The 25,402-nt window shown below is 71.6% G+C and carries 20 protein-coding genes; 15 read left to right on the forward strand and 5 right to left on the reverse strand.

The window, feature by feature from the left end; all coding sequences use genetic code 11:
* Positions 1-78: 78 nt before the first annotated feature.
* The 15 genes from ACF089_RS15655 (at position 79) to ACF089_RS15725 (ending at position 18,651) form a co-directional block, all read left to right on the forward strand.
* Positions 79-714, forward strand: a complete 636-nt coding sequence (locus tag ACF089_RS15655) for a papain-like cysteine protease family protein (RefSeq protein ID WP_392026351.1) — start codon at positions 79-81, stop codon at positions 712-714.
* Between the two features lie 5 nt (positions 715-719).
* The gene (locus ACF089_RS15660; protein ID WP_392026353.1) at positions 720-1,580 is read left to right on the forward strand and encodes a hypothetical protein; all 861 of its coding nucleotides are present in this window, start codon (positions 720-722) and stop codon (positions 1,578-1,580) included.
* 189 nt (positions 1,581-1,769) lie between these two features.
* A complete protein-coding gene (gene uvrC, locus ACF089_RS15665) occupies positions 1,770-3,917 on the forward strand; it encodes an excinuclease ABC subunit UvrC (RefSeq protein ID WP_392026354.1) in 2,148 nt (715 codons plus the stop codon).
* Positions 3,914-4,852 carry an RNase adapter RapZ gene (gene rapZ, locus ACF089_RS15670; RefSeq protein WP_392026356.1) on the forward strand — a complete coding sequence of 313 codons (939 nt, stop codon included), beginning with the start codon at positions 3,914-3,916 and terminating at the stop codon, positions 4,850-4,852. Before uvrC ends, rapZ begins: the two co-directional genes overlap by 4 nt.
* Complete coding sequence (yvcK, locus tag ACF089_RS15675) at positions 4,849-5,880, forward strand: uridine diphosphate-N-acetylglucosamine-binding protein YvcK (RefSeq protein WP_392026358.1); 1,032 nt, start codon at positions 4,849-4,851, stop codon at positions 5,878-5,880. Before rapZ ends, yvcK begins: the two co-directional genes overlap by 4 nt.
* Complete coding sequence (gene whiA, locus ACF089_RS15680) at positions 5,871-6,860, forward strand: DNA-binding protein WhiA (RefSeq protein ID WP_153487707.1); 990 nt, start codon at positions 5,871-5,873, stop codon at positions 6,858-6,860. The genes yvcK and whiA overlap by 10 nt, the downstream gene beginning before the upstream one ends.
* Positions 6,861-7,250: 390 nt before the next feature.
* Complete coding sequence (locus ACF089_RS15685) at positions 7,251-10,214, forward strand: M14 family zinc carboxypeptidase (RefSeq protein ID WP_392026360.1); 2,964 nt, start codon at positions 7,251-7,253, stop codon at positions 10,212-10,214.
* A gap of 247 nt (positions 10,215-10,461) precedes the next feature.
* The gene (gene gap, locus ACF089_RS15690) at positions 10,462-11,469 is read left to right on the forward strand and encodes a type I glyceraldehyde-3-phosphate dehydrogenase (protein ID WP_392026362.1); all 1,008 of its coding nucleotides are present in this window, start codon (positions 10,462-10,464) and stop codon (positions 11,467-11,469) included.
* Between the two features lie 108 nt (positions 11,470-11,577).
* The gene (locus tag ACF089_RS15695; RefSeq protein ID WP_392026363.1) at positions 11,578-12,789 is read left to right on the forward strand and encodes a phosphoglycerate kinase; all 1,212 of its coding nucleotides are present in this window, start codon (positions 11,578-11,580) and stop codon (positions 12,787-12,789) included.
* Positions 12,790-12,796: 7 nt separating this feature from the next.
* Entirely contained in the window at positions 12,797-13,573 is a 777-nt protein-coding gene (tpiA, locus tag ACF089_RS15700) for a triose-phosphate isomerase (RefSeq protein WP_392026365.1), read from the forward strand.
* Between the two features lie 234 nt (positions 13,574-13,807).
* Complete coding sequence (gene secG, locus ACF089_RS15705; RefSeq protein WP_018848634.1) at positions 13,808-14,038, forward strand: preprotein translocase subunit SecG; 231 nt, start codon at positions 13,808-13,810, stop codon at positions 14,036-14,038.
* 134 nt (positions 14,039-14,172) lie between these two features.
* Positions 14,173-14,508, forward strand: coding sequence for an RNA polymerase-binding protein RbpA (locus ACF089_RS15710; RefSeq protein WP_003957010.1), 336 nt, complete (start codon positions 14,173-14,175; stop codon positions 14,506-14,508).
* Positions 14,509-14,745: 237 nt separating this feature from the next.
* Positions 14,746-16,398, forward strand: a complete 1,653-nt coding sequence (gene pgi / locus ACF089_RS15715) for a glucose-6-phosphate isomerase (protein WP_392026366.1) — start codon at positions 14,746-14,748, stop codon at positions 16,396-16,398.
* A 4-nt stretch (positions 16,399-16,402) separates the two neighbouring features.
* Positions 16,403-16,906, forward strand: a complete 504-nt coding sequence (locus ACF089_RS15720; protein ID WP_392026368.1) for a PH domain-containing protein — start codon at positions 16,403-16,405, stop codon at positions 16,904-16,906.
* Positions 16,907-17,088: 182 nt separating this feature from the next.
* The gene (locus ACF089_RS15725) at positions 17,089-18,651 is read left to right on the forward strand and encodes a PH domain-containing protein (RefSeq protein WP_392026476.1); all 1,563 of its coding nucleotides are present in this window, start codon (positions 17,089-17,091) and stop codon (positions 18,649-18,651) included.
* Between the two features lie 106 nt (positions 18,652-18,757).
* Here ACF089_RS15725 and pgl read toward each other — a convergent pair whose 3' ends face one another.
* The 5 genes from pgl to tkt are packed head-to-tail and all read right to left on the reverse strand — an operon-like array spanning position 18,758 to position 25,396.
* Complete coding sequence (gene pgl, locus ACF089_RS15730) at positions 18,758-19,540, reverse strand: 6-phosphogluconolactonase (RefSeq protein ID WP_392026369.1); 783 nt, start codon at positions 19,538-19,540, stop codon at positions 18,758-18,760.
* Complete coding sequence (opcA, locus tag ACF089_RS15735; protein ID WP_392026370.1) at positions 19,537-20,598, reverse strand: glucose-6-phosphate dehydrogenase assembly protein OpcA; 1,062 nt, start codon at positions 20,596-20,598, stop codon at positions 19,537-19,539. Before opcA ends, pgl begins: the two co-directional genes overlap by 4 nt.
* Entirely contained in the window at positions 20,595-22,118 is a 1,524-nt protein-coding gene (gene zwf / locus ACF089_RS15740) for a glucose-6-phosphate dehydrogenase (protein WP_392026478.1), read from the reverse strand. The genes opcA and zwf overlap by 4 nt, the downstream gene beginning before the upstream one ends.
* Positions 22,119-22,132: 14 nt before the next feature.
* Positions 22,133-23,272: a transaldolase gene (gene tal / locus ACF089_RS15745; protein ID WP_392026372.1), complete on the reverse strand. Its 1,140-nt coding sequence runs from the start codon at positions 23,270-23,272 to the stop codon at positions 22,133-22,135.
* A gap of 36 nt (positions 23,273-23,308) precedes the next feature.
* Positions 23,309-25,396, reverse strand: coding sequence for a transketolase (gene tkt, locus ACF089_RS15750; protein ID WP_392026373.1), 2,088 nt, complete (start codon positions 25,394-25,396; stop codon positions 23,309-23,311).
* Between the last annotated feature and the right edge of the window lie 6 nt (positions 25,397-25,402).

The following is a 25,402-nucleotide window of genomic DNA, read 5'->3' on the forward strand; positions in this document are numbered from 1 at the left end:
TCTCGACAAGGATTGATGCTCAACCGCAGCGTCCGGACGCGCTCCTCCACCCCCACCCTTCCCTCAGGGAGGAACGCGATGCGCAGTATCAGGAGACGGCTCGCCGCCACGGCGGCCGTGCTCGCCGCGATCATCACCCTGCCCCTGTCGTCGGCCACCGCCGCGACGGGCGACCGGGCCGACCGGCCCGCCGTGCCACGGGCCGCCGAGGCGGGCGACGCCCGGGGCGCCCTCGCCTGGAAGCGGCTCGACCTGACCATGCAAGCACAGCTCAAGACCAATTGGTGCTGGGCCGCGGGCGGCAACACCATCGCCGCGTACTACGGCAAGAACTACTCGCAGAACCAGTTCTGCAACGCCGCCTTCAACCGGCAGCAGGGCACCGAGTGCCCCAACAACCAGGCCACGCTCGGCAATGTGCAGACCGGGCTCCGCTGGGCCGGCGTCGGCTCCGGCTCGTACATCAACAACTGGCTGCGCTATCCGGCCGTGCAGACCGAGATAGACGCCAACCGCCCGATCGAGACCCGTATCCAGTGGTCCAGCGGCGGCGGTCACATGCATGTGATCTACGGCTACGACACGGCCAACAGCTGGGTCTACTGGGGCGATCCCTGGCAGACCAGCGACCGCTACAACTGGGCCTCCCACGCCTGGTACGTGAACAACAGCTCCTTCTCCTGGACCCACTCGCTCTACCGGATCGGGGCGTGAGCGCGATGAGGACCTCACGAATCGCCGGCGCCTCGCTCGTCGCCTGCCTCGCCCTCGGAGCCCTCGGCTCCGGCACCGGGACCGCGTCGGCGGCGGGAGCGGACGGGGGCGCGCCCGCCCCCTCCGCCAAGGACCTGGCGGCGGCCCGCGGCGCGGCCACCGCCCCCGCGACCCTGGACACCCTCTCCCGCTTCTTCGCCCGCGACGGAGCCGTGGCCCGGTCGGCCGCGGCCCCGCGCGCCGAGGGCACGACCGTCCCGGTCCGCACCCTCGCCCCCGAGTTCGTGGCCGGCGCGGCGGGCGCGCCCGTCGCCCGCACCGAGTTCCTCGCGACCCAGGCCGTTTCCTCCGACGGACAGCGCGCGTCGGTGTGGGCCGCCCGCCAGGGCACGACCTGGCAGGTGGTGAACATCGCCACTGGCGACGACGAGTTCCGGTACGCCCGCGACGGCGAGCGCAGGCTCCCGGGCGGCACGGTCTTCCGCGAGCCGCAGATCGACGCCTGGTACGTCGCGAAGGGTACGAAGGTGCTCCCGCTGGACGAGGACGCCGCCCGGGCGGTCGGCGCGAAGGGCGTCACCCTCGCCGCCTACCGGGACCGGGTGCGCTCCGCGTACGCCGACAAACTCCCCGGATCGGGCTACGCCAAGAAGGGCGTGGCCGGCGGCTACGACCACTCCGGCGCGGCCCCCGAGGCCCCGGCGAAGGCGGCCGCCCCCGCCCCGGCGGGCGAGGTCGCCCAGGTCGCGTCCACCGCGCGGGACAACGGCGCGCTGACCGTCACCTCGATCGCCGCCGGGGCCGGCGGAGTCCTCGCCCTCGCCCTCTGCGCGGTCACCGCGCTGCGGCTGCGCCGCCGCGCCTGAGCCGCCGCGCCTGAGCCCCCCGGACCCTCCGGGGAGAGTTCCCCTCCAGGGAACGAGCGCCCGTCGCCCTCACCGGCGGCGGGCGCTCGCCGTCCGCCGCCGGGCCCGTCCCCGGGGGGCCGCCGCGGCCCCCACCGCGCCCGGCCGGAGAGGGCCGCGCTGTCAGTGCCCGCAAGTAGGGTGGACGGTATGGCAGACCCTTCCAGCTACCGTCCCCGGCCGGGAGAGATCCCCGACTCCCCGGGGGTCTACAAATTCCGCGACGACCACCGCCGGGTGATCTACGTCGGGAAGGCGAAGAGTCTGCGCCAGCGCCTGGCCAGCTATTTCCAGGACGTGGCGAATCTCCACCCGCGCACCGCCACGATGGTCACCACCGCCGCCTCGGTGGAGTGGACGGTGGTCTCCACCGAGGTCGAGGCCCTCCAGCTGGAGTACTCCTGGATCAAGGAGTTCGACCCCAGGTTCAACGTCAAGTACCGCGACGACAAGAGCTACCCCTACCTCGCCGTCACGCTCAACGAGGAGTTCCCCCGCGTCCAGGTGATGCGCGGCGCCAAGAAGAAGGGCGTGCGCTACTTCGGCCCCTACGGACACGCCTGGGCCATCCGCGAGACCGTCGATCTGATGCTCCGGGTCTTCCCCGTGCGCACCTGCTCCGCCGGAGTCCTCCGGAACCACCAGCAGAAGGGCCGCCCCTGCCTCCTCGGCTACATCGGCAAGTGCTCCGCGCCCTGCGTCGGCCGGGTCACCCCCGAGGAGCACCGCGAACTGGCCGAGGAGTTCTGCGACTTCATGGCCGGCCGCGCCGGCCCGTACATCCGCCGGCTGGAGAAGCGGATGACGGAGGCCGCCGAGGAGATGGAGTACGAGCGGGCCGCCCGGCTCCGCGACGACATAGAGGCGCTCCGCCGGGCCCTGGAGAAGAGCGCCGTGGTGCTCGCCGACGCCACCGACGCCGATCTGATCGCCGTCGCCGAGGACGAGCTGGAAGCCGCCGTGCAGATCTTCCACGTCCGCGGCGGCCGCGTGCGCGGACAGCGCGGCTGGGTCACCGACAAGGTCGAGGCCGTCGACACCGCCGGCCTGGTCGAGCACGCGCTCCAGCAGCTGTACGGGGAGGAGCGCGGCGAGGCCGTCCCCAAGGAGGTCCTGGTCCCGGCCCTGCCCGAGGAGGCCGCCGCGGTCAGCCAGTGGCTCGGCGAGCGGCGCGGATCCCTGGTCTCCCTGCGCATCCCCCGGCGCGGCGACAAGAAGGACCTGATGGAGACGGTCCAGCGCAATGCCCAGCAGGCCCTGGTCCTGCACAAGACCAAACGCGCCAGCGACCTCACCACCCGCTCCCGGGCGCTGGAGGAGATCGCCGAGGCCCTGGGGCTGGACTCCGCGCCGCTGCGCATCGAGTGCTTCGACATCTCCCACCTCCAGGGCGAGGACGTGGTGGCGTCGATGGTGGTCTTCGAGGACGGCCTCCCGCGCAAGAGCGAGTACCGCCGCTTCCAGATCAAGACCTTCGCCGGACAGGACGACGTCCGCTCCATGCACGAGGTGGTCAGCCGCCGCTTCCGCCGCTATCTGGCCGAGAAGGACCGTACGGGGGAGTGGATCGGGGCCGACGCCCCCGAGGCCGCGGTCGGGGCCCCGGCCCCGGGCACGCCCGCGGCCGTCGGGGTCGTCGGGGCCTCGGGCGCGCCCGGAGCCGTCGGGCACGCCGGGACCGCCGGGGCCGCCGGATCCTCCGCCTCCGCCGTGGACCGGGCGCCCGGCGGGGACCTCGGGTCCGACGGCGAAGGGCCCGCCGCCCAGGACGACGGGCGGCCCAAGCGCTTCGCCTACCCGCCCCAGCTCGTCGTGGTCGACGGCGGACAGCCCCAGGTCGCCGCCGCCCGGCGCGCCCTCGACGAGCTGGGCATCGACGACGTCGCCGTCTGCGGACTCGCCAAGCGGCTGGAGGAGGTCTGGCTGCCCGGCGAGAGCGACCCGGTGATCCTGCCGCGCTCCAGCGAGGGCCTCTACCTCCTCCAGCGCGTCCGCGACACCGCCCACGACTTCGCCATCCGCTATCAGCGCTCCAAACGGACCAAACGCATCCGCACCAGCCCCCTGGACGCGGTCCACGGCCTCGGCGAAACCCGGAAACAGGCGCTGATCAAGCATTTCGGCTCGGTCAAACGGCTCAGACAAGCCACAATCGAGCAGATCTGCGACGTACCCGGCATGGGCCGCAAGACCGCGGAAGCCGTGGTCGCGGCCCTCGCCCAGGCGGCTCCGGCCGCCCCTGCCGTGAATACGGCAACAGGAGAGATCATTGAAGAGAACGACGGGGGCAGCACATGAACGAGCACACCACAGACGGAGCAGCAGACGTGAGTACGGGCACCACCACCGAGCCCGCCGGGACCGCGGAGGCGGCCATCCCCGAGCTGGTCATCATCTCCGGCATGTCCGGCGCCGGACGCAGCACGGCAGCCAAATGTCTTGAGGACCTCGGCTGGTTCGTGGTCGACAATCTGCCGCCCGCGCTGATCCCCACCATGGTGGAGCTGGGCGCGCGCTCGCAGGGCAATGTCGCCCGGATCGCCGTGGTCGTGGACGTCCGCGGCCGGCGCTTCTTCGACAACCTCCGCGAATCGCTCGCCGACCTCGACGCCAAGCAGGTCACCCGGCGGATCGTCTTCCTCGAATCCTCCGACGACGCCCTGGTCCGGCGCTTCGAATCGGTCCGCAGGCCCCACCCGCTCCAGGGCGACGGCCGGATCGTCGACGGCATCGCCGCCGAGCGCGACCTCCTGCGCGAGCTGCGCGGCGACGCCGACCTGGTCATCGACACCTCCAGCCTCAACGTCCACGAGCTGCGCGCCAAGATGGACGCCCAGTTCGCGGGCGACGAGAAGCCGGAGCTGCGGGCCACCGTGATGTCCTTCGGCTTCAAGTACGGCCTGCCCGTCGACGCCGACCTCGTCGTCGACATGCGCTTCCTGCCCAACCCGCACTGGGTCCCGGAGCTGCGCCCCTTCTCCGGACTGAACGAGGAGGTGTCCAATTACGTCTTCAACCAGCCCGGGGCCAAGGAGTTCCTCGACCGCTACACCGAGCTGCTCCAGATGATCGCCGCCGGATACCGGCGCGAGGGCAAGCGGTATGTGACCGTCGCCGTCGGCTGCACGGGCGGCAAGCACCGCTCGGTGGCCACCTCCGAGAAGCTCGCCGCCCGGCTCGCCGCGGCCGGCATCGAGACCGTAGTCGTCCACCGGGACATGGGGCGCGAGTGACCGCACGCTCCCTGCGCCTGCGGCGGCTGCGCAAGTCCGTCACGCCCACCGGCCGCCGGCGCGGCGCCCAGCCCAAGGTCGTCGCCCTCGGCGGCGGCCGGGGGCTCTCCGCCTCGCTGGCGTCCCTGCGGCGGATCACCGGCGACCTCACCGCGGTCGTCACCGTCGCCGACGACGGCGGATCCAGCGGCCGGCTCCGGGAGGAGCTGGGCGTGCTGCCCCCGGGCGATCTCCGCAAGGCGCTCGCCGCGCTCTGCGGCGACGACGACTGGGGTCAGACCTGGTCACGGGTGATCCAGCACCGCTTCCAGTCCCAGGGCGATCTGCACGAGCACGCGGTCGGCAATCTGCTGATCGTCGCCCTGTGGGAACAGCTCGGCGACCATGTCCAGGCGCTGGACCTGGTCGGCCGGCTGCTCGGCGCGCACGGCAGGGTGCTGCCGATGTCGGCGGTGCCGCTGGAGCTCCAGGCGCTGGTCCGGGGGCACGACCCGGACCGCCCCGGCGAGGTCACCACCGTCCGCGGCCAGGCGACGGTGGCGCTCACCCCCGGGGACGTCCAGTCCGTCCACCTCGTCCCGAACGATCCCCCCGCCGTTCCGGAGGCCGTCGCCGCCGTCCTTGACGCCGACTGGGTGGTTCTCGGGCCCGGATCCTGGTTCTCCTCGGTGATTCCGCATCTGCTGGTGCCCGAGCTGCTCGACGCGCTGGTGGAGACCAGGGCGCGGCGGGTTCTCTCGCTCAATCTCGCCCCCCAGCCCGGTGAGACAGAAGGTTTCTCCCCGCAGCGTCATTTGGAGGTTTTGGGACGACACGCGCCTAAACTCACCCTGGACGTGGTGTTGGCCGACGAGGCCGCCGTGCCCGACCGCGATTCCCTCGCCGACGCCGCCAAGCGCCTCGGCGCCGCGGTCGAGCTGGCCCCCGTGGCCTCGCCCGACAGCGTTTCCAAGCACGATCCGGAGCTGTTGGCCGCCGCGTACGACCGTATTTTTCGGATGCATGGAAGGATCGGCCCATGGCGATGACGGCAGCGGTGAAGGACGAGATCTCCCGGCTTCCCGTCACCCGGACCTGCTGCAGAAAGGCGGAGGTCTCGGCGATCCTGCGGTTCGCGGGCGGGCTGCACCTGGTGAGCGGGCGCATCGTGATCGAGGCGGAGCTGGACACCGGGATCGCGGCCCGCCGGCTCAAGCGCGACATCCTGGAGATCTTCGGTCATACGTCCGAGCTGATGGTGATGGCGCCGGGCGGGCTGCGACGAGGGTCACGCTATGTCGTACGGGTGGTGGCGGGCGGTGACCAGCTGGCCCGGCAGACCGGGCTGGTCGACGGGCGCGGCAGGCCCATCCGGGGGCTGCCGCCGCAGGTCGTCTCCGGGGCCACCTGCGACGCGGAGGCCGCGTGGCGCGGAGCGTTCCTCGCCCACGGCTCGCTGACCGAGCCCGGGCGCTCCTCCTCGCTGGAGGTCACCTGCCCCGGGCCGGAGGCGGCGCTCGCGCTGGTCGGCGCGGCCCGGCGGCTCTCCATCGCGGCGAAGGCGCGCGAGGTGCGCGGGGTGGACCGGGTCGTCGTGCGCGACGGCGACGCGATCGGCGCGCTGCTGACCAGGCTCGGGGCGCACGAGTCGGTGCTCGCCTGGGAGGAGCGGCGGATGCGGCGCGAGGTGCGCGCCACCGCGAACCGGCTCGCCAACTTCGACGACGCCAACCTCCGGCGCTCGGCGCGCGCCGCGGTGGCGGCGGGGGCGCGGGTGCAGCGCGCGCTGGAGATCCTCGGCGAGGAGGTGCCCGAGCACCTCGCGGCGGCGGGACGGCTGCGGATGGAGCACAAGCAGGCGTCGCTGGAGGAGCTGGGGGCGCTGGCGGATCCGCCGCTGACGAAGGACGCGGTGGCGGGGCGGATTCGGAGGTTGTTGGCGATGGCGGACAAGAGGGCGCAGGATTTGGGGATTCCGGGGACGGAGTCGAATCTGACGGAGGAGATGGCTGACGGGTTGGTCGGCTGAGGGTGGGGGGTTCGGGCCCCGGGGCCCGCGCCTCAATCGCCGGCGGGGCTGGGTTTGCCTCTGGCGGGGCGGGGGTGCCGCCCGGCGGGGCCGGGGTGCTCCCGGTGGGGTTGGTGGGTGCGGGCCCGTTGTGCGCCTCAATCGCCGGCGGGGCTTGAGTTGCCTGAGGTGTCGCTCGGCGGGGCCGGGGTGCTTCCGGTGGGGTTGATGGGTGCGGGCCCGTTGTGCGCCTCAATCGCCGGCGGGGCTTGAGTTGCCTGAGGTGTCGCTCGGCGGGGCGGGAGTTTTGGGGGCGGCTCGGTTCTTGACAGGGGTGGGGGGTCTGATCAGTGTTGCGTCTGTTCACTTTCCTGGCACGGCTCGGCAGAGCACGCAGAGACAGGGGGGTTCATGAGACGCAGAGCGAGATCGATCCTCGCCGCGGCTTCACTTCTGGCGGCGGCATTGGCGGTCACTCCGTCGGCCCGGGCGGGCAGCGGCCCGGGGGACGGGGACGGCGGCGGCGGCGAGGGACTGTCCGTATGGCATGCGAAGGTCACCAAGGCGCAGGTGCCCCTGGTGCTCGCGGCCGGGGCGGACGGGCATGAGCTGGGGGAGCGGGTGCCCGACAAGGGCACCGCGACCATCGAGCTGTATCTGACCGGCGAGCAGGCCGGAGAACTGCGCGACCAGGGCGTCAGCGTCACCGAGCACCAGCTCTCGGCGGCCGCCCGGGAGCGGGTCGAGGCCGCCGGCGACGGGGTCTACCGGCCGTACGGCGGAGCGAACGGCCTCAAGGAAGAGGTGCTCGCCGCCGCCCGCGCCCACCCCTCGCTCACCAAGGCCGTCAGCATCGGCAGGACGGTCAAGGGCCAGGACATCCTGGCACTCAAGATCAGCAAGGGCGCGAAGCACCACCGGGACGGCACCAGACCCGCCACGCTGTACATGTCCAACCAGCACGCGCGCGAGTGGATCACCCCGGAGATGAACCGGCGGCTGATGCACCACTACCTGACCAACTACGGCAAGGACCCCCGGATCACCAAGATCGTCGACACCACCGAGCTGTGGTTCGTGATCTCCGCCAATCCGGACGGCTACGACCACACCTTCCGGGGCGCCGCCGAGCGCCAGTGGCGCAAGAACCTCCGCGACAACAACGCCGACGGCAGGATCACCGCGGGCGACGGCGTCGACCTCAACCGGAACTTCTCCTACAAATGGGGATACGACAACGAGGGCTCGTCCCCCGACCCCTTCGACGAGACCTACCGCGGCACGGGGCCGGGCTCCGAGCCCGAGACCAAGGCCGTCGACGCCTTCCAGAAGCGCATCGGCTTCCAGTACGGCGTCAACTACCACTCCGCCGGAGAGCTGCTCCTCTACGGCGTCGGCTGGCAGGTCGCCACCGACACCCCCGACGACATCGCCTACCGGGCCCTGGCCGGCACCCCCGCGAACCCGGCGATCCCCGGCTACCGCCCCCAGGTCTCCTCCGAGCTGTACACCACCAACGGCGAGGCCGACGGACACGCCGCCAACGCCAACGGTCTGATGATGTACACCCCGGAGATGTCGACCTGCGCCACCGCCTCCCGGGTGGACCCGGACGACGAGTGGCACGCGGCCGACTGCGCCTCCATCTTCACCTTCCCCGACGACGAGAAGCTGATCCAGGGCGAGTTCGCCAAGAACGTCCCCTTCGCGCTCGCCGTCGCCGAGTCCTCGATCACCCCCGACCGGCCCGCCTCCCCGGTCGGACTGGAGACCGCCGACTTCACCCCCGACCCCTTCACCGTCTCCTACGCCCGCGGCGGGGACCAGGAGGTCTCGGTCGTCGCCCGGAAGTCGCTGCGCGACAAGGAGCTGAAGTACCGCGTCAACGGGGGCCGGGTCCAGGACGAGGATCTGAAGCCCTGGAAGGGCGGCGAGACCTTCGGCGGCGAGGACAACCTCCACTTCGACGAGTACCGGGCCGAGGTCGAGGACGCGGACCCCGGGGACACCGTCGAGGTCTGGTTCACCGGACGCACCCGCGAGGGCCGGCGGACCGCCGCCGAACCGTTCCGCTACACCGTCGCGGAGCGACCGCGCGCCGACACCCTGGTGATCGCCGAGGAGGGCGGCACGACGGCCGCGCGGCACACCGCCGCGTACACCGGGGCGCTCGCCGACAGCGGCAGACGCGCCGCCGTCTGGGACGTCGCGACCCAGGGCCGGCCGCATCCGCTGGGGGTGCTCGGCCACTTCCGCTCCGCCGTCTGGTACACCGGCGCGGCCGCGCCCTCCTGGTCCACCACGCACGCCGTGCGCGCCTATCTCAACGAGGGCGGGAAGCTCCTCACCACTGGTGAACGGGCCGGCGGGAACGCCAGTCTGGGACGGGCGGTGAGCGACGACTTCGCCCAGTACTATCTGGGCGCCTCCGGCCGCGCCTCGCTCGCCGGCGCCTCCGCCTTCCTCGGCGCGGGCGGTCTGAAGGGCGCCTCGGCCGCGCTCGGGGACGCCGAGGGCAACCCGCTGAACGCCTCGGGCGCGTACACCGTCACCTCCGACACCCTGCCGCCCGGCCAGTTCCCCCGCTTCCGGGGCGCGGCGGCGGGCGACTACCCCGGCGTACGGATGCCGTTCTCGCCGTACGAGGGCCAGTGGTACGCGGCGGCCGCCCACCGCAACGGCTCCTGGCAGCGGCTGACCCGGACGGTCGATCTGACCGGGACCTCTGCCGCGGACGCCCCGGCGCTGAACCTCAGGCTCAGTTTCAACACCGAGCCCGGCTACGACAACGCCGTGGTCGAGGTCCACACCGAGGGCCAGGACGACTGGACGACCCTCCCGGACGCCCGCGGCGGCACCACCAGCGCCGTCCCCGCCGAGTGCGAGGCCGGGTTCTACGCCCAGCAGCACCCCTTCCTGAAGCGCTATCTCACCGTCGGCGGCCAGGGCTGCACCGCCACCGGCACCACCGGGGCCTGGCACGCCTTCACCGGCGCGTCCGACGGCTGGCGCGCCGCGTCCTTCGATCTGAGCGCGTACGCGGGCAAGCGGATCGAGGTCTCCGTCTCCTACATCACCGATCCCAGCGACGGCGGACGCGGCGTCTTCCTGGACGACACCGCGCTCTCCGTCCGGGGCGGCCCGGAGGCGGCCGAGGGCTTCGAGACCTCGCTCGGACCCTGGACCGAGGCCGGGCCCCCGGCCGGCAGCCCGCCGCCGCGCGGGAACTGGGTCCGCAGCCAGGACCTGTATCCCTCCGCCGCCGCGGTCACCACCCGTGACACCGTGCTCATCGGTTTCGGACTGGAGCACGTGGCCTCGCGGACCGAGCGGGGGAGGATCGCCGACCGGGCGCTGAGCGCACTCGGACGCTGACGCACAGTGGCCGAAAGCCGCTCATCCGGGACGCCCTCCGCGCAGGTTGAGCGCTCATTCGGGAGGCCCTCCGCGCAGGTGACGACGGCCCGTACCCCTTACCGAGGGGTACGGGCCACCGGCCCCTCTTCCGGGCCCTCCGATGTCACCTCGGGCCGCCCAGAGAGGTAGGGTCGTAAGCGGTCGGGGACATCCCATACAACTCGCCGGCAGTCAAAAACCGGCGTACCAACGAGGAGATCGGTTCGTGACGATCCGCGTAGGCATCAACGGCTTTGGCCGCATCGGTCGTAACTACTTCCGCGCGCTGCTGGAGCAGGGTGCTGACATCGAGATCGTGGCTGTCAACGACCTGGGTGACACTGCGACCACTGCGCACCTGCTGAAGTACGACACCATCCTGGGCCGCCTCAAGGCCGAGGTGACCCACACCGCCGACACGATCACCGTGGACGGCCACACCATCAAGGTGCTCTCCGAGCGCAACCCGGCGGACATCCCGTGGGGCGAGCTGGGCGTCGACATCGTCATCGAGTCGACCGGCATCTTCACCAAGAAGGCCGACGCCGAGAAGCACATCGCCGGCGGCGCCAAGAAGGTCCTCATCTCGGCTCCGGCCAGTGACGAGGACATCACTGTCGTGATGGGCGTCAATCAGGACAAGTACGACCCGGCGAACCACCACGTCATCTCCAACGCCTCCTGCACCACCAACTGTGTGGCGCCGATGGCGAAGGTCCTGGACGAGAACTTCGGCATCGTCCGCGGTCTGATGACCACGGTCCACGCCTACACCAACGACCAGCGCATCCTGGACTTCCCGCACAAGGACCTGCGCCGCGCCCGCGCCGCCGCGGAGAACATCATCCCGACCACGACGGGCGCCGCCAAGGCGACCGCCCTGGTCCTCCCGCAGCTCAAGGGCAAGCTGGACGGCATCGCCATGCGCGTCCCGGTCCCCACCGGCTCGGCCACCGACCTGGTCGTCGAGGTCTCCCGTGAGGTCACCAAGGACGAGGTCAACGCCGCGTTCCGGAAGGCCGCCGAGGGCGAGCTCCAGGGCATCCTGGCGTACACCGAGGACCAGATCGTCTCCTCGGACATCGTCAGCGACCCGGCGTCCTGCACCTTCGACTCCTCCCTGACCATGGTCCAGGAAGGCAACTCGATCAAGATCCTCGGCTGGTACGACAACGAGTGGGGCTACTCCAACCGTCTCGTGGACCTCACGGTCTTCGTCGGCGAGCAGCTCTGAACAGCACGGTTTCGCACAGCTCAGTGATGTGAGCGACGGGGCTCGAGCGGCGCACGGCAGCGCGGTTCGGGCCCTGTGGCACGTCCAGCCATCCGAGGAGTCCCGTCCATGAAGACGATCGACCAGCTTCTTGCCGAGGGAGTAGCGGGCCGGCGGGTATTCGTCCGCGCCGACCTCAATGTGCCGCTCGACGGCACCGTCATCACCGACGACGGCCGTATCCGCGCCGTCGTGCCGACCGTCGCGAAGCTCGCCGAGGCGGGCGCCCGCGTCATCGTCGCCTCCCATCTGGGCCGCCCCAAGGGCGCCCCGGACCCGGCCTTCTCGCTCGCCCCCGCCGCCGCGCGGCTCGGCGAGCTGCTCGGCGCCGAGGTCGCCTTCGCCACCGACACCGTCGGCGAGTCGGCCCGCTCCGTGGTCGACGGCCTCGCCGACGGCCGGGTCGCGGTGATCGAGAACCTCCGCTTCAACCCGGGCGAGACCAGCAAGGACGACGCCGAGCGCGCCGACTTCGCCGACCGGCTGGCCGCCCTCGCCGACGTCTACGTGGGCGACGGCTTCGGCGCGGTGCACCGCAAGCACGCCTCCGTGTACGACCTCCCCGCCCGGCTGCCGCACGCGGCCGGGTATCTGATCGCGACCGAGGTCGGCGTGCTGAAGAAGCTCACCGACGACGTCCGGCGGCCCTACGCCGTCGTCCTCGGCGGCGCCAAGGTCTCCGACAAGCTCGGCGTCATCGACCATCTGCTGGACCGCGCCGACCGCATCCTGATCGGCGGCGGCATGGCGTACACCTTCCTCAAGGCGCAGGGCCACGAGATCGGCCGCTCGCTGCTCCAGGAGGACCAGATCCCGGTCGTCAAGGAGTACCTGGCGCGTGCCGAGAAGAAGGGTGTGGAGTTCGTCCTGCCCGTCGACGTCCTGGTCGCCGCCGACTTCCCGGATCTGAGGACCAAGGCCCCGGCCCACCCGGCCGCGGTCGCCGTGGACGCCATCCCGGCCGACCGGCAGGGGCTGGACATCGGCCCCGAGACCTGCAAGCTCTACGCCTCGAAGCTCGCCGACACGGCCACCGTCTTCTGGAACGGCCCGATGGGCGTCTTCGAGCACCCCGACTACGCCGAGGGCACCAAGGCCGTCGCCCAGGCGCTCGTCGAATCCCCGGCCTTCACCGTCGTCGGCGGCGGAGACTCCGCCGCCGCGGTGCGGATCCTGGGCTTCGACGAGAAGGCATTCGGCCATATTTCGACCGGCGGCGGCGCAAGCCTCGAATACCTCGAGGGCAAGACGCTTCCCGGGCTCGCCGCACTGGAGGACTGACACTTTCATGACCACTCGCACCCCGCTCATGGCGGGCAACTGGAAGATGAACCTCAATCACCTTGAGGCCATCGCCCATGTCCAGAAGCTCGCCTTCGCCCTGGCGGACAAGGACTACGAGGCCGTCGAGGTCGCCGTCCTGCCGCCCTTCACCGATCTGCGCTCCGTGCAGACCCTGGTCGACGGCGACAAGCTGAAGATCAAGTACGGCGCCCAGGACATCTCGGCGCAGGACTCCGGCGCGTACACCGGGGAGATCTCCGGCTCGATGCTCGCCAAGCTCAAGTGCGCGTACGTCGCGGTCGGCCACTCCGAGCGCCGGCAGTACCACGCCGAGACGGACGAGATCTGCAACGCCAAGGTGAAGGCCGCGTTCCGGCACGGCATCACCCCCATCCTCTGCGTCGGCGAGGGCCTGGACGTCCGCAAGGCCGGACAGCAGGTGCAGCACACCCTCGCCCAGCTCGACGGCGGTCTCCAGGACGTCCCGGCCGAGCAGGCCGAGACCGTCGTGATCGCGTACGAGCCGGTCTGGGCCATCGGCACCGGCGAGGTCGCCACGCCCGAGGACGCCCAGGAGGTCTGCGGCGCGATCCGCGGCCGGCTCGCCGAGCTGTACTCGCAGGAGCTGGCCGACAAGGTCCGCATCCAGTACGGCGGCTCGGTCAAGTCCGGGAACGTCGCCGCGATCATGGCGCAGCCCGATGTGGACGGCGCCCTGGTGGGCGGCGCGGCGCTGGACTCCGACGAGTTCGTCAAGATCGTCCGCTTCCGCGACCAGTGAGCGACGGCGGGGCGAACACGCTCAGTGCGTGCCCGCCCCGCCCGAGCGGGCTCGGACCACGCCCCCGCACGACGGCTGAGCACGCTCAGTGAGGGGCTTTCGCGGCCGGTGAGTATGCCGTAGCGCGGATCCGTCGTACCCTTGCGGGGGCCTGAGGCTTTTCACCGAGCCCGGGCCCCCGTCGTCCGTAGATGTTCCAAGAGATTTGCCAGGAAGTAGGGTCCAGCCGTGGTTATGGGGTTCTCGATCGCCCTGATCGTCTTCAGCCTGCTGCTGATGCTGCTGGTGCTGATGCACAAGGGAAAGGGCGGCGGCCTCTCCGACATGTTCGGCGGCGGTATGCAGTCGTCCGTCGGCGGCTCCTCGGTCGCCGAGCGCAATCTCGACCGGATCACCGTGGTGGTCGGTCTGCTGTGGTTCGCATGCATTGTCGTACTTGGTCTGCTGATGAAGCTGGACAGCTGACCCACAGGCTTTCCCGTCCGGGCTGGTATGTAACTCCAATCCCTGGACGAGCGTTGGGCCTTACGTAGACTGAGGCACCGCGGCGCAGCCGCTGTGAGACGCTGTACAGCACCATCACGCAGGGAGTTACGACCGTGGCAAGTGGCAACGCGATCCGGGGAAGCCGGGTCGGGGCGGGGCCGATGGGCGAGGCCGAGCGCGGCGAGTCCGCGCCCCGGCTGCGCATCTCCTTCTGGTGCTCCAACGGGCACGAGACACAGCCGAGCTTCGCCAGCGACGCGCAGGTCCCTGACACCTGGGACTGCCCCCGCTGTGGGTTCCCGGCCGGACAGGACCGGGACAATCCCCCGGACCCGCCCCGCACGGAACCGTACAAGACGCATCTCGCCTATGTACGAGAGCGGCGCAGCGACGCGGACGGCGAGGCGATTCTCGCCGAGGCGCTTGCCAAACTGCGGGGCGAGATCTAGGACTTGAGGTCCGGCCGGGGCACTTTCGAGTGTCCCGGCCGGACTTTTTCACGTCCGCGCGCGCTCTTTTCGCGCCGTGTTCCGCGCACCGGGCACGGCACTCGCGCACACGTCTGATATTCCCGCTTCGCTCATAGCCGACGCCCCTTCGTGTTCACCGCGCCGACCGGTCTGATCAATTAGGTTGGAGAAGGCGAGAACGCAGCCTGGTACGAGAAGAAGCGAGCTGATGTCCCAGTGAACGCAAGTGGCCGTAAGCGCCTTGACCAGACGCCCGAGTGGACCGCGCTCGGCGAGCACCGCGAGCGACTGGGGCAGACCCGGCTGCGCGAGCTGTTCGCCGCCGACGCGGACCGCGGAAACGCCTACACCCTGCGCGTCGGCGATCTGCGCCTCGACTACTCCAAGCACCTGGTCACCGACGAGACGCTGACCCTGCTGCGCGACCTCGCCGCCGCGACCGACGTCGCCGGGCTGCGGGACGCGATGTTCCGCGGCGAGAAGATCAACACCACCGAGGACCGCGCCGTACTGCACACCGCGCTGCGCGCCCCCCGGGACGCCGTGATCGAGACCGACGGCGAGAACGTGGTGCCCGGCGTGCACGCCGTGCTCGACCGGATGGCCGTCTTCGCCGAGAAGGTCCGCGCCGGCGAGTGGACCGGCCACACCGGCCGGCGGATCCGGAACATCGTCAACATCGGCATCGGCGGCTCCGACCTCGGACCGGCGATGGCGTACGAGGTGCTCCGCCCCTACACCGCGCGGGACCTCGTCCTCCGTTTCGTCTCCAACGTCGACGGCGCCGATCTCCACGAGGCGGTACGGGATCTGGACCCGGCCGAGACGCTCTTCATCGTCGCCTCCAAGACCTTCACCACCATCGAGACCATCACCAACGCCACCTCCGCCCGCGACTGGCTCCTCACCGGCCTCGGCGCCGGCCAGGAGGCCGTGGCCCGGCACTTCGTGGCGCTGTCGACCAACGCCGGCAAGGTCGAGGACTTCGGCATCGACACGGCCAACATGTTCGAGTTCTGGGACTGGGTCGGCGGGCGCTACTCGTACGACTCCGCCATCGGCCTCTCGCTCATGATCGCGATCGGTCCGGAGCGCTTCCGGGAGATGCTCGACGGCTTCCACCTGGTGGACGAGCACTTCCGCACCGCCCCGGCGGAGGCCAACGCTCCGCTGCTGCTCGGTCTGCTGGGCGTCTGGTACGGCGCGTTCTTCGACGCCCAGTCGCACGCGGTGCTGCCGTACTCCCACTATCTGAGCAAGTTCACCGCCTATCTCCAGCAGCTCGACATGGAGTCCAACGGCAAGTCCGTGGACCGCGACGGCAACCGGGTCGACTGGCAGACCGGACCGGTGGTGTGGGGCACCCCCGGCACCAACGGACAGCACGCGTACTACCAATTGATCCACCAGGGCACCAAGGTCATCCCCGCCGACTTCATCGGCTTCGCCCGCCCGGTCGCCGATCTGCCGGAACGGCTGGTCGCCCAGCACGATCTGCTGATGGCCAACTTCTTCGCCCAGACGCAGGCGCTCGCCTTCGGCAAGACGCCCGACGAGGTCCGGGCGGAGGGCGTGGCCGAGGAGCTGGTGCCGCACAAGACCTTCGAGGGCAACCACCCCACCACCACGATCCTCGCCGACGAGCTGACGCCCTCGGTGCTCGGCCAGCTGATCGCGCTCTACGAGCACAAGGTGTTCGTCCAGGGCGCGATCTGGAACATCGACTCCTTCGACCAGTGGGGCGTCGAGCTGGGCAAGGTGCTCGCCAAGAAGATCGAGCCGGTCCTGACCGGATCCGCCGGGCCCGAGGGGCTCGACAGCTCGACCGCGGCGCTCACCGCCGCCTACCGCACGCTGAGAGGGCGCTGAGCAGATGAGCGCGGGGGAGGGGACGGTACGGCTGCGGCCGCCGGGCAATCCGCTGGACCGGCGGGTGGTGAGCTGGTGGCGGACGCGGGCGCTGATCGCCACCGGCACGGTCGCGGGCGTGCTCGGCGTGCTCGGCGCGCTGATCGGGCCCGCCCGGTTCTGGCTGCTGGCCGCTGCGGCCTCGGCGGCCGTGCTGGGGCTGCTGGAGGCCGCCGTCGTCCCGGCCTGGCGCTATCGGGTGCACCGGTGGGAGACCACCGACGAGGCGGTCTACGTCCGCACCGGGGCGTTCTGGCAGGAGTGGCGGATCGCCCCGATGTCCCGGATCCAGACCGTGGACACCCTGCGCGGCCCGCTGGAGCGCTCGTACGGACTGGCCACCGTCACCGTCACCACCGCCTCCTCCAAGGGCGCGATCACGATCGAGGGCCTGGACCACGAAGAGGCCGCGGAGCTGGCCCGGCGTCTGACCCGGATCACGCAGGCGACCCCGGGGGACGCGACATGAGCGCCGCCGGGGACGCGGAGCCGGGGGCCGTGGCCGTGCCGGCCGAATCCGAATCCGTGCCTGTGCCTGTGCCCGTGCCCGTGCCTGCGCCTGTCGAGCCCGCGCCCGCCGGGGCCGGATCCGTCGAGCCAGGGCCCGCCGGGCCCGAGGCCGGGCCCGAGGCCGAGGCCGGGTCCGGGTCCGTGCCCGGCTCTCCCGGCGACGGCTGGCGGCGGATAGACCGCAAGGCCCTCCTGGTCACCGGCCTCGTGATGGGCTCCGTCGCCGCCGGCCTCTGCCTCCCCATCCTGCTCGGGCTCTCCGGCGGCGAATGGCCGGGCCCCCGGGCCCGGCAGGGCGCCGGACTGCTGTTGCTGCTCGGCGGCGCCGCCCTGCTCGTCCTGGTCCCGGTCGCCGCCGAGTACGTCAGCTGGCTGAAGACCCGCTACCGCGTCGGACCCGACCGCGTCGAACTCCACACCGGGCTGCTCTTCGCCAAACGCCGCTCCCTCGCCCGCGAACGCGTCCGCACCGTCGACCTCACCGCCAACCCGCTGCTGCGCGTCCTCGGCCTGGTGAAGGTCCGGATCGGCACCGGGGAGCAGGCCGCCGCCCGGGAGTCCACCCTCGTCCTCGACCCGGTCTCCCGCGCCGAGGGCGAACGGTTGCGCGCCGAACTCCTCGGCCGCGCCGCCCCCGCCGGACCCGGCGTCCACCGCGAGGGCGTCCTCGCCGTGATCGATCTGCGCTGGATACGGTACGCCCCGCTCTCCTTCGTCGCCCCCCTCCTCGGCGGCGCCGCGGCCGGGGCCGTGATGCAGATCAGCGACTGGTTCGGGGTGCAGCACGAGCTGATCGTCTGGATCGGCGACCGCTTCCGGGACACCTCCGTCACCGTGATGGTCCTGGTGCTGGCGGCGGCCGCCGCCGTCGCGGGCGTCGTCGGCTCGCTCGGCCTCTGGGTAGAGATGTGGTGGAACCACCGGCTGGAGCGCGAACCCGGCGGCACCCTGCGGGTACGGCGCGGGCTGTTCACCGTGCGCTCGATATCGGTCGAGGAGCGCCGGCTGCGCGGCGTCGAACTGGTCGAACCGCTCGGGGTACGGCTGGCGGGCGCCGCCCGGGTCGACGCCGTCGCCACCGGCATCGGCCGGGACGGCCAGGACCAGCACGCCGACCTCCAGATCCTGCTGCCGCCCGCGCCCCGCGCCCACGCCGACGCGGTGGCCGCACGGGTGCTGCGCGAGCCCCTCAGCCCCACGAACGCCCCGCTGACCCCGCACCCGGCCGCCGCCCGCTCCCGCCGGCTGCGCTGGGCGGCGGCGGCCGTCCTCGGGCCGCTCGCCGTGCTCGTCGCGCTGGGCCTCTGGCTGACCCCGGTGCTGCTGTACATCGCCCTCGGCTGGACGGCGGCGGCGACCCCGGTCGCGCTGCTGCTCGGCCTCGACGCCTACCGCAGCCTCGGCCACACGCTCAGCGGCGACTACCTCGTGGCCCGTTCCGGCACCGCACGCCGCTCCACCGTGGCGCTCCAGCGCACCGGGGTGATCGGCTGGGTCGTCAGACAGTCCGTCTTCCAGCGGCGGGCCCGGGTGCTCACCCTGACCGCGACGACGGCGGCCGGATCCGGGGCGTACTCGGTGTACGACGCGGACGCCGACGAAGGGCTCGACTTCGCCGCGGACGCCGTCCCCGACCTGCTGCGCCCCTTCCTGGAGCCCCGGCCCGAGCCCCGCTCCGACCCCGCCGCGCCCGAGGGCTCCTGAGCCGCGCCGCGACCGACCCGGCCCTCCCCGGCGTACCCGTCGAAGCCCCGGGAAACGCCGGAGGCCCGGACCGCCGAAATCGGCGCTCCGGGCCTCCGCCCTCCCGCTAGGCCGACGCCGGAGGGTACAGATCGCGCGGCAGCTCGCCCGCCGCGGCCGCGTCGAGCAGCCACAGCGTCCGGGCGCGACCGCGCGCGCCGGCCGCCGGGGCCTGGATCTCGCCCGCGCCCGACAGCGCCATCGCCACCGCGTCGGCCTTGTCCTCACCGGCCGCCAGCAGCCACACCTCGCGCGCCGCCCGGATCGCCGGGAGCGTGAGCGAGATCCGCGTCGGCGGGGGCTTCGGAGCGCCGTGCACCCCGACCACCGTCCGCTCGGTCTCCCGCACCGCCGGCAGCTCCGGGAAGAGCGAGGCGACATGGGTGTCCGGGCCGACGCCCAGCATCAGCACATCGAACGTGGGCACCGGACCGTGGTCCTCCGGACCCGCGGCGGCGGCCAGCTCGGCGGCGTACGCGGCGGCCGCGGCCTCCACGTCACTGCCGTACGCGCCGTCCGAGGGAGCCATCGGGTGCACCCGGGACGGGTCCACCGGGACGCTGTCGAGCAGCGCCCGGTGGGCCTGGGTCGCGTTGCGCTCCGGGTCCCCCTCGGGGAGGAACCGCTCGTCGCCCCACCACAGGTCCAGACGGTGCCAGTCGATCGCGTCCCGGGCCGGAGCGGCCCCGAGCGCGGCCAGCAGGGCATTGCCGTTGCGACCGCCGGTGAGCACCACCGACGCGGAGCCGCGGGCGGCCTGGGCGTCGACGATCCTGGTGATCAGACGGGCCGCGGCGGCCTGCGCCATCAGCTCCTTGTCGCGGTGGACGACCAGCTGCGGAGCGCTCACTTGGCCGCCGCCTTCTTGGCGGGGGCCTTCTTCGCGGCGGCCGGGGCCTTCTGGGCCGGAGCCTTCTCCTCCGGAGACCGTTCGGCCCGCTGGGCCGAAGGGGCCGGGGTGGCCACCCACTCCGCCGGACCCTCGTCGCCCAGCCGGTCGACGCCGAACCGGAGCGCCGAGGCGTAGGTGTCGTCCGGGTCCAGCCGGCGCAGCTCCTCCGCGATCAGCTCGGCGGTCTCCCGCCGCTTCAGCGCGACCGCCCGGTCCGGCTGACCCTGGATGGAGAGATTCGCCAGCGAACCGTCCGCCCGGTCCAGCACGATCGAGCCGTGGTCGGTCTCCATCCGTACGGCGGTGAGCCCCGGCCCCGACGACAGCGCGCGGGTGACCGGCACATTCAGCCGGTCCGCCAGCCACATGGCCAGCAGCTCCACGCTCGGGTTGAACTCCTCGCCCTCCACCTCGACGGCGGTGACCTCGCAGGCCACCTGGTCGAGCGCGGCAGCGAGCATCGAACGCCAGGGAGTGATCCGGGTCCACGACAGATCCGTGTCGCCGGGGGTGTACGCCTCGGCGCGCGCGGTCAGCTCCTGGATCGGCTGCTCCGAGGCGTAGGTGTCGGTCACCCTGCGCTGGGCCAGCGCGCCCAGCGGGTCCTTCGCCGGGTCGAGCGGAGCGCTCACCGGCCACCAGACCACGACGGGGGCGTCGGGCAGCAGCAGCGGCAGGACCACCGACTGGGCGTGCTCGGTGACCTCGCCGTACAGCCGCAGGATCACCGTCTCGCCGGTGCCGGCCTCCGCGCCCACCCGCACCTCGGCGTCCAGGCGCGCCTGCGCCCGGGCGCGCGGGGTGCGCGAGATCCGCTTGATCACCACGAGGGTGCGCGAGGGGTGCTCGCGCGAGGCCTCGTTGGCGGCCCGGAGCGCGTCGTAGGCGTTCTCCTCGTCGGTGACGATGACGAGGGTCAGCACCATGCCGACGGCCGGGGTGCCGATCGCCCGGCGCCCCTGCACCAGCGCCTTGTTGATCTTGCTGGACGTGGTGTCCGTAAGGTCGATCTTCATGGCCGCCGCCAGCTCCGTCCGTCTCGTGCGAGCATTTCGTCCGCCTCGACCGGACCCCAGGTACCCGACGCGTACTGGGCGGGCTTGCCGTTCTTCTCCCAGAACTGCTCGATCGGGTCGAGGATCTTCCAGGACAGCTCGACCTCCTCGACCCTCGGGAAGAGGTTGGAGTCGCCGAGCAGCACATCGAGGATGAGCCGTTCGTACGCCTCCGGGCTGGACTCCGTGAAGGACTCGCCGTAGGCGAAGTCCATCGACACGTCCCGGACCTCCATCGAGGTGCCGGGCACCTTGGAGCCGAAGCGCAGGGTCACGCCCTCGTCCGGCTGGACGCGGATGACCAGCGCGTTCTGGCCCAGCTCCTCGGTGGCGGTGTGGTCGAAGGGGGAGTGCGGAGCGCGCTGGAAGACCACCGCGATCTCCGTGACCCGACGGCCGAGCCGCTTGCCGGTGCGGAGGTAGAAGGGCACCCCGGCCCAGCGCCGGTTGTCGATCTCCAGCTTCACGGCCGCGTAGGTGTCGGTCTTCGACGCGGGGTCGATGCCGTCCTCCTGGAGATAGCCGACGGCCTTCTCGCCGCCCTGCCACCCCGCCGCGTACTGCCCGCGGACCGTGTTCTCGCCCAGGTCCTTCGGCAGCCGCACGGCGCCGAGCACCTTGGTCTTCTCCGCCGCGAGCGCGTCCGCGTCGAAGGAGGAGGGCTCCTCCATCGCGGTCAGCGCCAGCAGCTGGAGGAGATGGTTCTGGATCACGTCACGGGCGGCGCCGATGCCGTCGTAGTACCCGGCCCGGCCGCCGATGCCGATGTCCTCGGCCATGGTGATCTGTACATGGTCGACGTACGACCGGTTCCAGATCGGCTCGAAGAGGGTGTTGGCGAACCGCAGCGCCAGAATGTTCTGGACGGTCTCCTTGCCCAGGTAGTGGTCGATCCGGAAGACCTCGTTCGAGGGAAAGACCTCGTGCACCACCTGGTTCAGCTCCATCGCGGAGACCAGGTCGTGCCCGAACGGCTTCTCGATGACCGCCCGGCGCCAGGAGCCCTCCTTCTGATCGGCCAGCCCGTGCTTCTTCAGCTGCTGGACGACCTGCGGGAAGAACTTCGGCGGCACCGAGAGGTAGAAGGCGAAATTGCCCCCCGTGCCCTGGGCCTGGTCCAGCTCGGCGATGGTCTTCTTCAGGGTCTCGAACGCGTCGTCGTCGTCGAAGTCGCCCTGGACGAAACGCATCCCCTGGTTGAGCTGCTGCCAGACCTCCTCGCGGAAGGGGGTACGGGCGTGCGCCTTGACCGCGTCGTGGACCTCCTGGGCGAAGTCCTCGTCCTGCCACTCCCGGCGGGCGAACCCGACCAGCGAGAAACCCGGCGGAAGCAGACCGCGATTGGCCAGGTCGTAGACGGCGGGCATCAGCTTCTTACGAGACAAGTCGCCGGTGACGCCGAAGATGACCAGGCCCGACGGCCCCGCGATACGCGGGAGCCGTCGGTCTGCGGCGTCACGAAGCGGATTGGCTTCGCCAATACCGGACACGGTGGTCAGCCCTCCGAAGGGGCGAGGCGCTTCAGCTCCGCCTCGGTCGACTTGAGCAGGTCGTTCCAGGCGGACTCGAACTTCTCGACGCCCTCGTCCTCCAGCTGCTGGACGACCTCGTCGTAGGAGATCCCCAGCTGCTCCACGGCCTTCAGCTCGGCCCGCGACCGGTCGTAGGTCCCGCGCACCGTGTCACCGGTGATCTGCCCGTGGTCGGCGGCGGCCTCCATGGTCGCCTCCGGCATGGTGTTCACCGTGCCCGGCGCGACCAGGTCGTCCACGTACAGCGTGTCCTTGTAGGCCTTGTCCTTCACACCGGTGGAGGCCCACAGCGGACGCTGCTTGTTGGCCCGCGCCCGGTCCAGCACCGCCCAGCGGTCCGAGGCCGCGGTCGCGTCGTCGGCGGAGCCGAACACCGCCTCGTACGCCTCGTACGCCAGCCGGGCGTTGGCCAGACCGGCCTTGCCGCGGGCGGCCCTGGCCTCCGGCGTGCCCAGCGCGTCGATGCGCGCGTCGATCTCGGTGTCCACCCGGGAGACGAAGAACGACGCCACCGAATGGATCTTCGAAAGGTCGAGCCCGCGCTCCTTGGCCTTCTCCAGACCGGCCAGGTAGGCGTCCATCACCGCGCGGTAGCGCTCCAGCGAGAAGATCAGCGTCACATTGACGCTGATGCCGAGACCGATGGTCTCGGTGATCGCCGGCAGACCCGCCTCGGTGGCCGGGATCTTGATCAGGGTATTGGGGCGGTCCACCAGCCAGGCCAGCTGCTTGGCCTCGGCCACCGTCGCCGTCGTGTCGTGGGCCAGCCGCGGGTCCACCTCGATGGAGACCCGGCCGTCCTGGCCCTGGGTGGCGTCGAAGACCGGCCGCAGAATGTCGGCCGCGTCCCGGACGTCCGCCGTCGTGATCATGCGAATGGCTTCCTCGACGGTCACCTTCCGCGCGGCCAGCTCGGTGAGCTGCTGCTCATAGCCGTCACCGCTGCTGATCGCCTTCTGGAAGATCGACGGGTTGGTGGTCACACCCACCACGTGCTGGTCGATCAGCTCGGCCAGATTGCCGGACGTGATCCGCTTGCGCGAGAGATCGTCCAGCCAGATCGCGACGCCTTCGTCGGAGAGGCGCTTCAGTACGTCAGTCATAAGAATGGCAACTCCTGCTTAGTACGTGTACTCGCGTCAGCGCGCGGCGGCTTCGAGAGATTCCCGCGCGGCGGCGGCAACCGCCTCGGCGGTGAATCCGAACTCGCGGAACAGCACCTTGCCGTCCGCCGAGGCCCCGAAGTGCTCCAGCGAGACGATGCGGCCCGCGTCTCCCACAAAACGGTGCCAGGTGAGACCGATACCGGCCTCCACCGCCACCCGCGCCCGCACCGACGGGGGCAGCACCGAGTCCTTGTACGCCTGGTCCTGCTCCTCGAACCACTCCACCGACGGCATGGAGACCACCCGGGTGGGCACCCCGGCCGCCTGAAGCCGCTCGCGCGCCTCCACGGCGAGCTGCACCTCGGAGCCGGTGCCGATCAGCACCGCCTCGGGCGCACCGCCCTCGGCCTCGAACAGCACATAGCCGCCCCGGGCCGCGTCCTCGTTGCGCTCGTACGTCGGCACGCCCTGACGGGTCAGCGCCAGACCGTGCGGCGCGCCCACGCCGAACTCCTTCGTGTACCGCTTCAGGATCTCGCGCCAGGCGATCGCGGTCTCGTTGGCGTCCGCCGGACGGACGATGTTCAGCCCCGGGATCGCGCGCAGCGACGCCAGGTGCTCCACCGGCTGGTGGGTCGGACCGTCCTCGCCCAGACCGATCGAGTCGTGCGTCCAGACATAGGTCACCGGCAGGTGCATCAGCGCCGACAGCCGCACCGCGTTGCGCATGTAGTCGGAGAACACCAGGAAGGTGCCCCCGTAGATCCGGGTGTTGCCGTGCAGCGCGATGCCGTTCATCACGGCGGCCATCGAGTGCTCACGGATGCCGTAGTGGATCGTGCGGCCGTACGGGTCGGCCTCCGGCAGCGGATTGCCCACCGGCAGGAACGACGAGGTCTTGTCGATCGTCGTGTTGTTCGAGCCGGCCAGGTCGGCGGAGCCGCCCCACAGCTCGGGCACGACCGCGCCCAGCGCCTGGAGGATCTTCCCCGAGGCGGCGCGGGTGGCGACGCCCTTGCCGGGCTCGAACTCCGGGATCCTCTCCTCCCAGCCCGCCGGCAGCTCGCCCGCGCGGATCCGGTCGAAGTCGGCGGCGCGCTCCGGGTTGGCCGTGCGCCAGGCGGCGAAGGTCTTCTCCCACTCGCCCTTGACCTCGCGGCCCCGGTCCAGCGCGGCCCGGGTGTGCGCGATGACCTCGGCGGAGACCTCGAAGGACTGCTCCGGGTCGAAGCCCAGGACGCGCTTGGTGGCCGCGACCTCCTCATCGCCCAGCGCCGAGCCGTGCGCGGCCTCGGTGTTCTGCGCGTGCGGGGCGGGCCAGGCGATGATCGAGCGGGCCGCGATGAACGACGGGCGCTCGGTCTCGGCCTGGGCCGCGCGCAGCGCGCGGTACAGCGCCGCCGGGTCCAGGTCGCCGTTCTCCTGCTGCTCGACACGCTGGACGTGCCAGCCGTACGCCTCGTAACGCTTCAGGGTGTCCTCGGAGACCGCGGTCTCCGTGTCGCCCTCGATCGAGATGTGGTTGTCGTCCCACAGCAGGACCAGATTGCCCAGCTTCTGGTGCCCGGCCAGCGAGGACGCCTCCGCGGAGATGCCCTCCTGGAGGCAGCCGTCGCCGGCGACGGCCCAGATCGTGTGGTCGAACGGGGAGGTCCCCGGCGCGGCGTCCGGGTCGAACAGACCGCGCTCGTAGCGGGCGGCCATCGCCATGCCCACGGCGTTGGCGACACCCTGGCCCAGCGGCCCGGTCGTCGTCTCGACGCCCGTGGTGTGCCCGTACTCCGGGTGCCCCGGGGTCTTCGAGCCCCAGGTGCGGAACGCCTTGAGGTCGTCCAGCTCCAGCCCGTACCCGGCCAGGTACAGCTGGGTGTAGAGGGTCAGCGACGAGTGGCCCGCGGAGAGGACGAACCGGTCACGCCCGGTCCAGTCCGCGTCGGCGGGGTCGTGGCGCATCACCTTCTGGAACAGCAGGTAGGCGGCGGGCGCCAGGCTCATGGCCGTACCGGGGTGGCCGTTGCCGACCTTCTGTACGGAATCCATGGCCAGGACGCGGGCGGTATCGACGGCCCGCTGGTCCAGATCGGTCCACTCGAGGTCTGCGGTGGTCGGCTTGGTGCTCACCCTGGG

It is taken from the genome of Streptomyces sp. NPDC014894, from assembly GCF_043080985.1.
Classification (GTDB): Bacteria; Actinomycetota; Actinomycetes; order Streptomycetales; family Streptomycetaceae; genus Streptomyces.

Bases quoted from the DNA above. Each gene is read 5' to 3' on its own strand.
- ACF089_RS15720 (WP_392026368.1), top strand. From the start codon at position 16,403: ATGAGCGCGGGGGAGGGGACGGTACGGCTGCGGCCGCCGGGCAATCCG.
- rapZ (WP_392026356.1), top strand. From the start codon at position 3,914: ATGAACGAGCACACCACAGACGGAGCAGCAGACGTGAGTACGGGCACC.
- tal (WP_392026372.1), bottom strand. From the start codon at position 23,272: ATGACTGACGTACTGAAGCGCCTCTCCGACGAAGGCGTCGCGATCTGG.
- opcA (WP_392026370.1), bottom strand. From the start codon at position 20,598: ATGAAGATCGACCTTACGGACACCACGTCCAGCAAGATCAACAAGGCG.
- ACF089_RS15655 (WP_392026351.1), top strand. From the start codon at position 79: ATGCGCAGTATCAGGAGACGGCTCGCCGCCACGGCGGCCGTGCTCGCC.
- secG (WP_018848634.1), top strand. From the start codon at position 13,808: ATGGGGTTCTCGATCGCCCTGATCGTCTTCAGCCTGCTGCTGATGCTG.
- ACF089_RS15695 (WP_392026363.1), top strand. From the start codon at position 11,578: ATGAAGACGATCGACCAGCTTCTTGCCGAGGGAGTAGCGGGCCGGCGG.
- ACF089_RS15660 (WP_392026353.1), top strand. From the start codon at position 720: ATGAGGACCTCACGAATCGCCGGCGCCTCGCTCGTCGCCTGCCTCGCC.
- tpiA (WP_392026365.1), top strand. From the start codon at position 12,797: ATGACCACTCGCACCCCGCTCATGGCGGGCAACTGGAAGATGAACCTC.
- ACF089_RS15685 (WP_392026360.1), top strand. From the start codon at position 7,251: ATGAGACGCAGAGCGAGATCGATCCTCGCCGCGGCTTCACTTCTGGCG.
- whiA (WP_153487707.1), top strand. From the start codon at position 5,871: ATGGCGATGACGGCAGCGGTGAAGGACGAGATCTCCCGGCTTCCCGTC.
- uvrC (WP_392026354.1), top strand. From the start codon at position 1,770: ATGGCAGACCCTTCCAGCTACCGTCCCCGGCCGGGAGAGATCCCCGAC.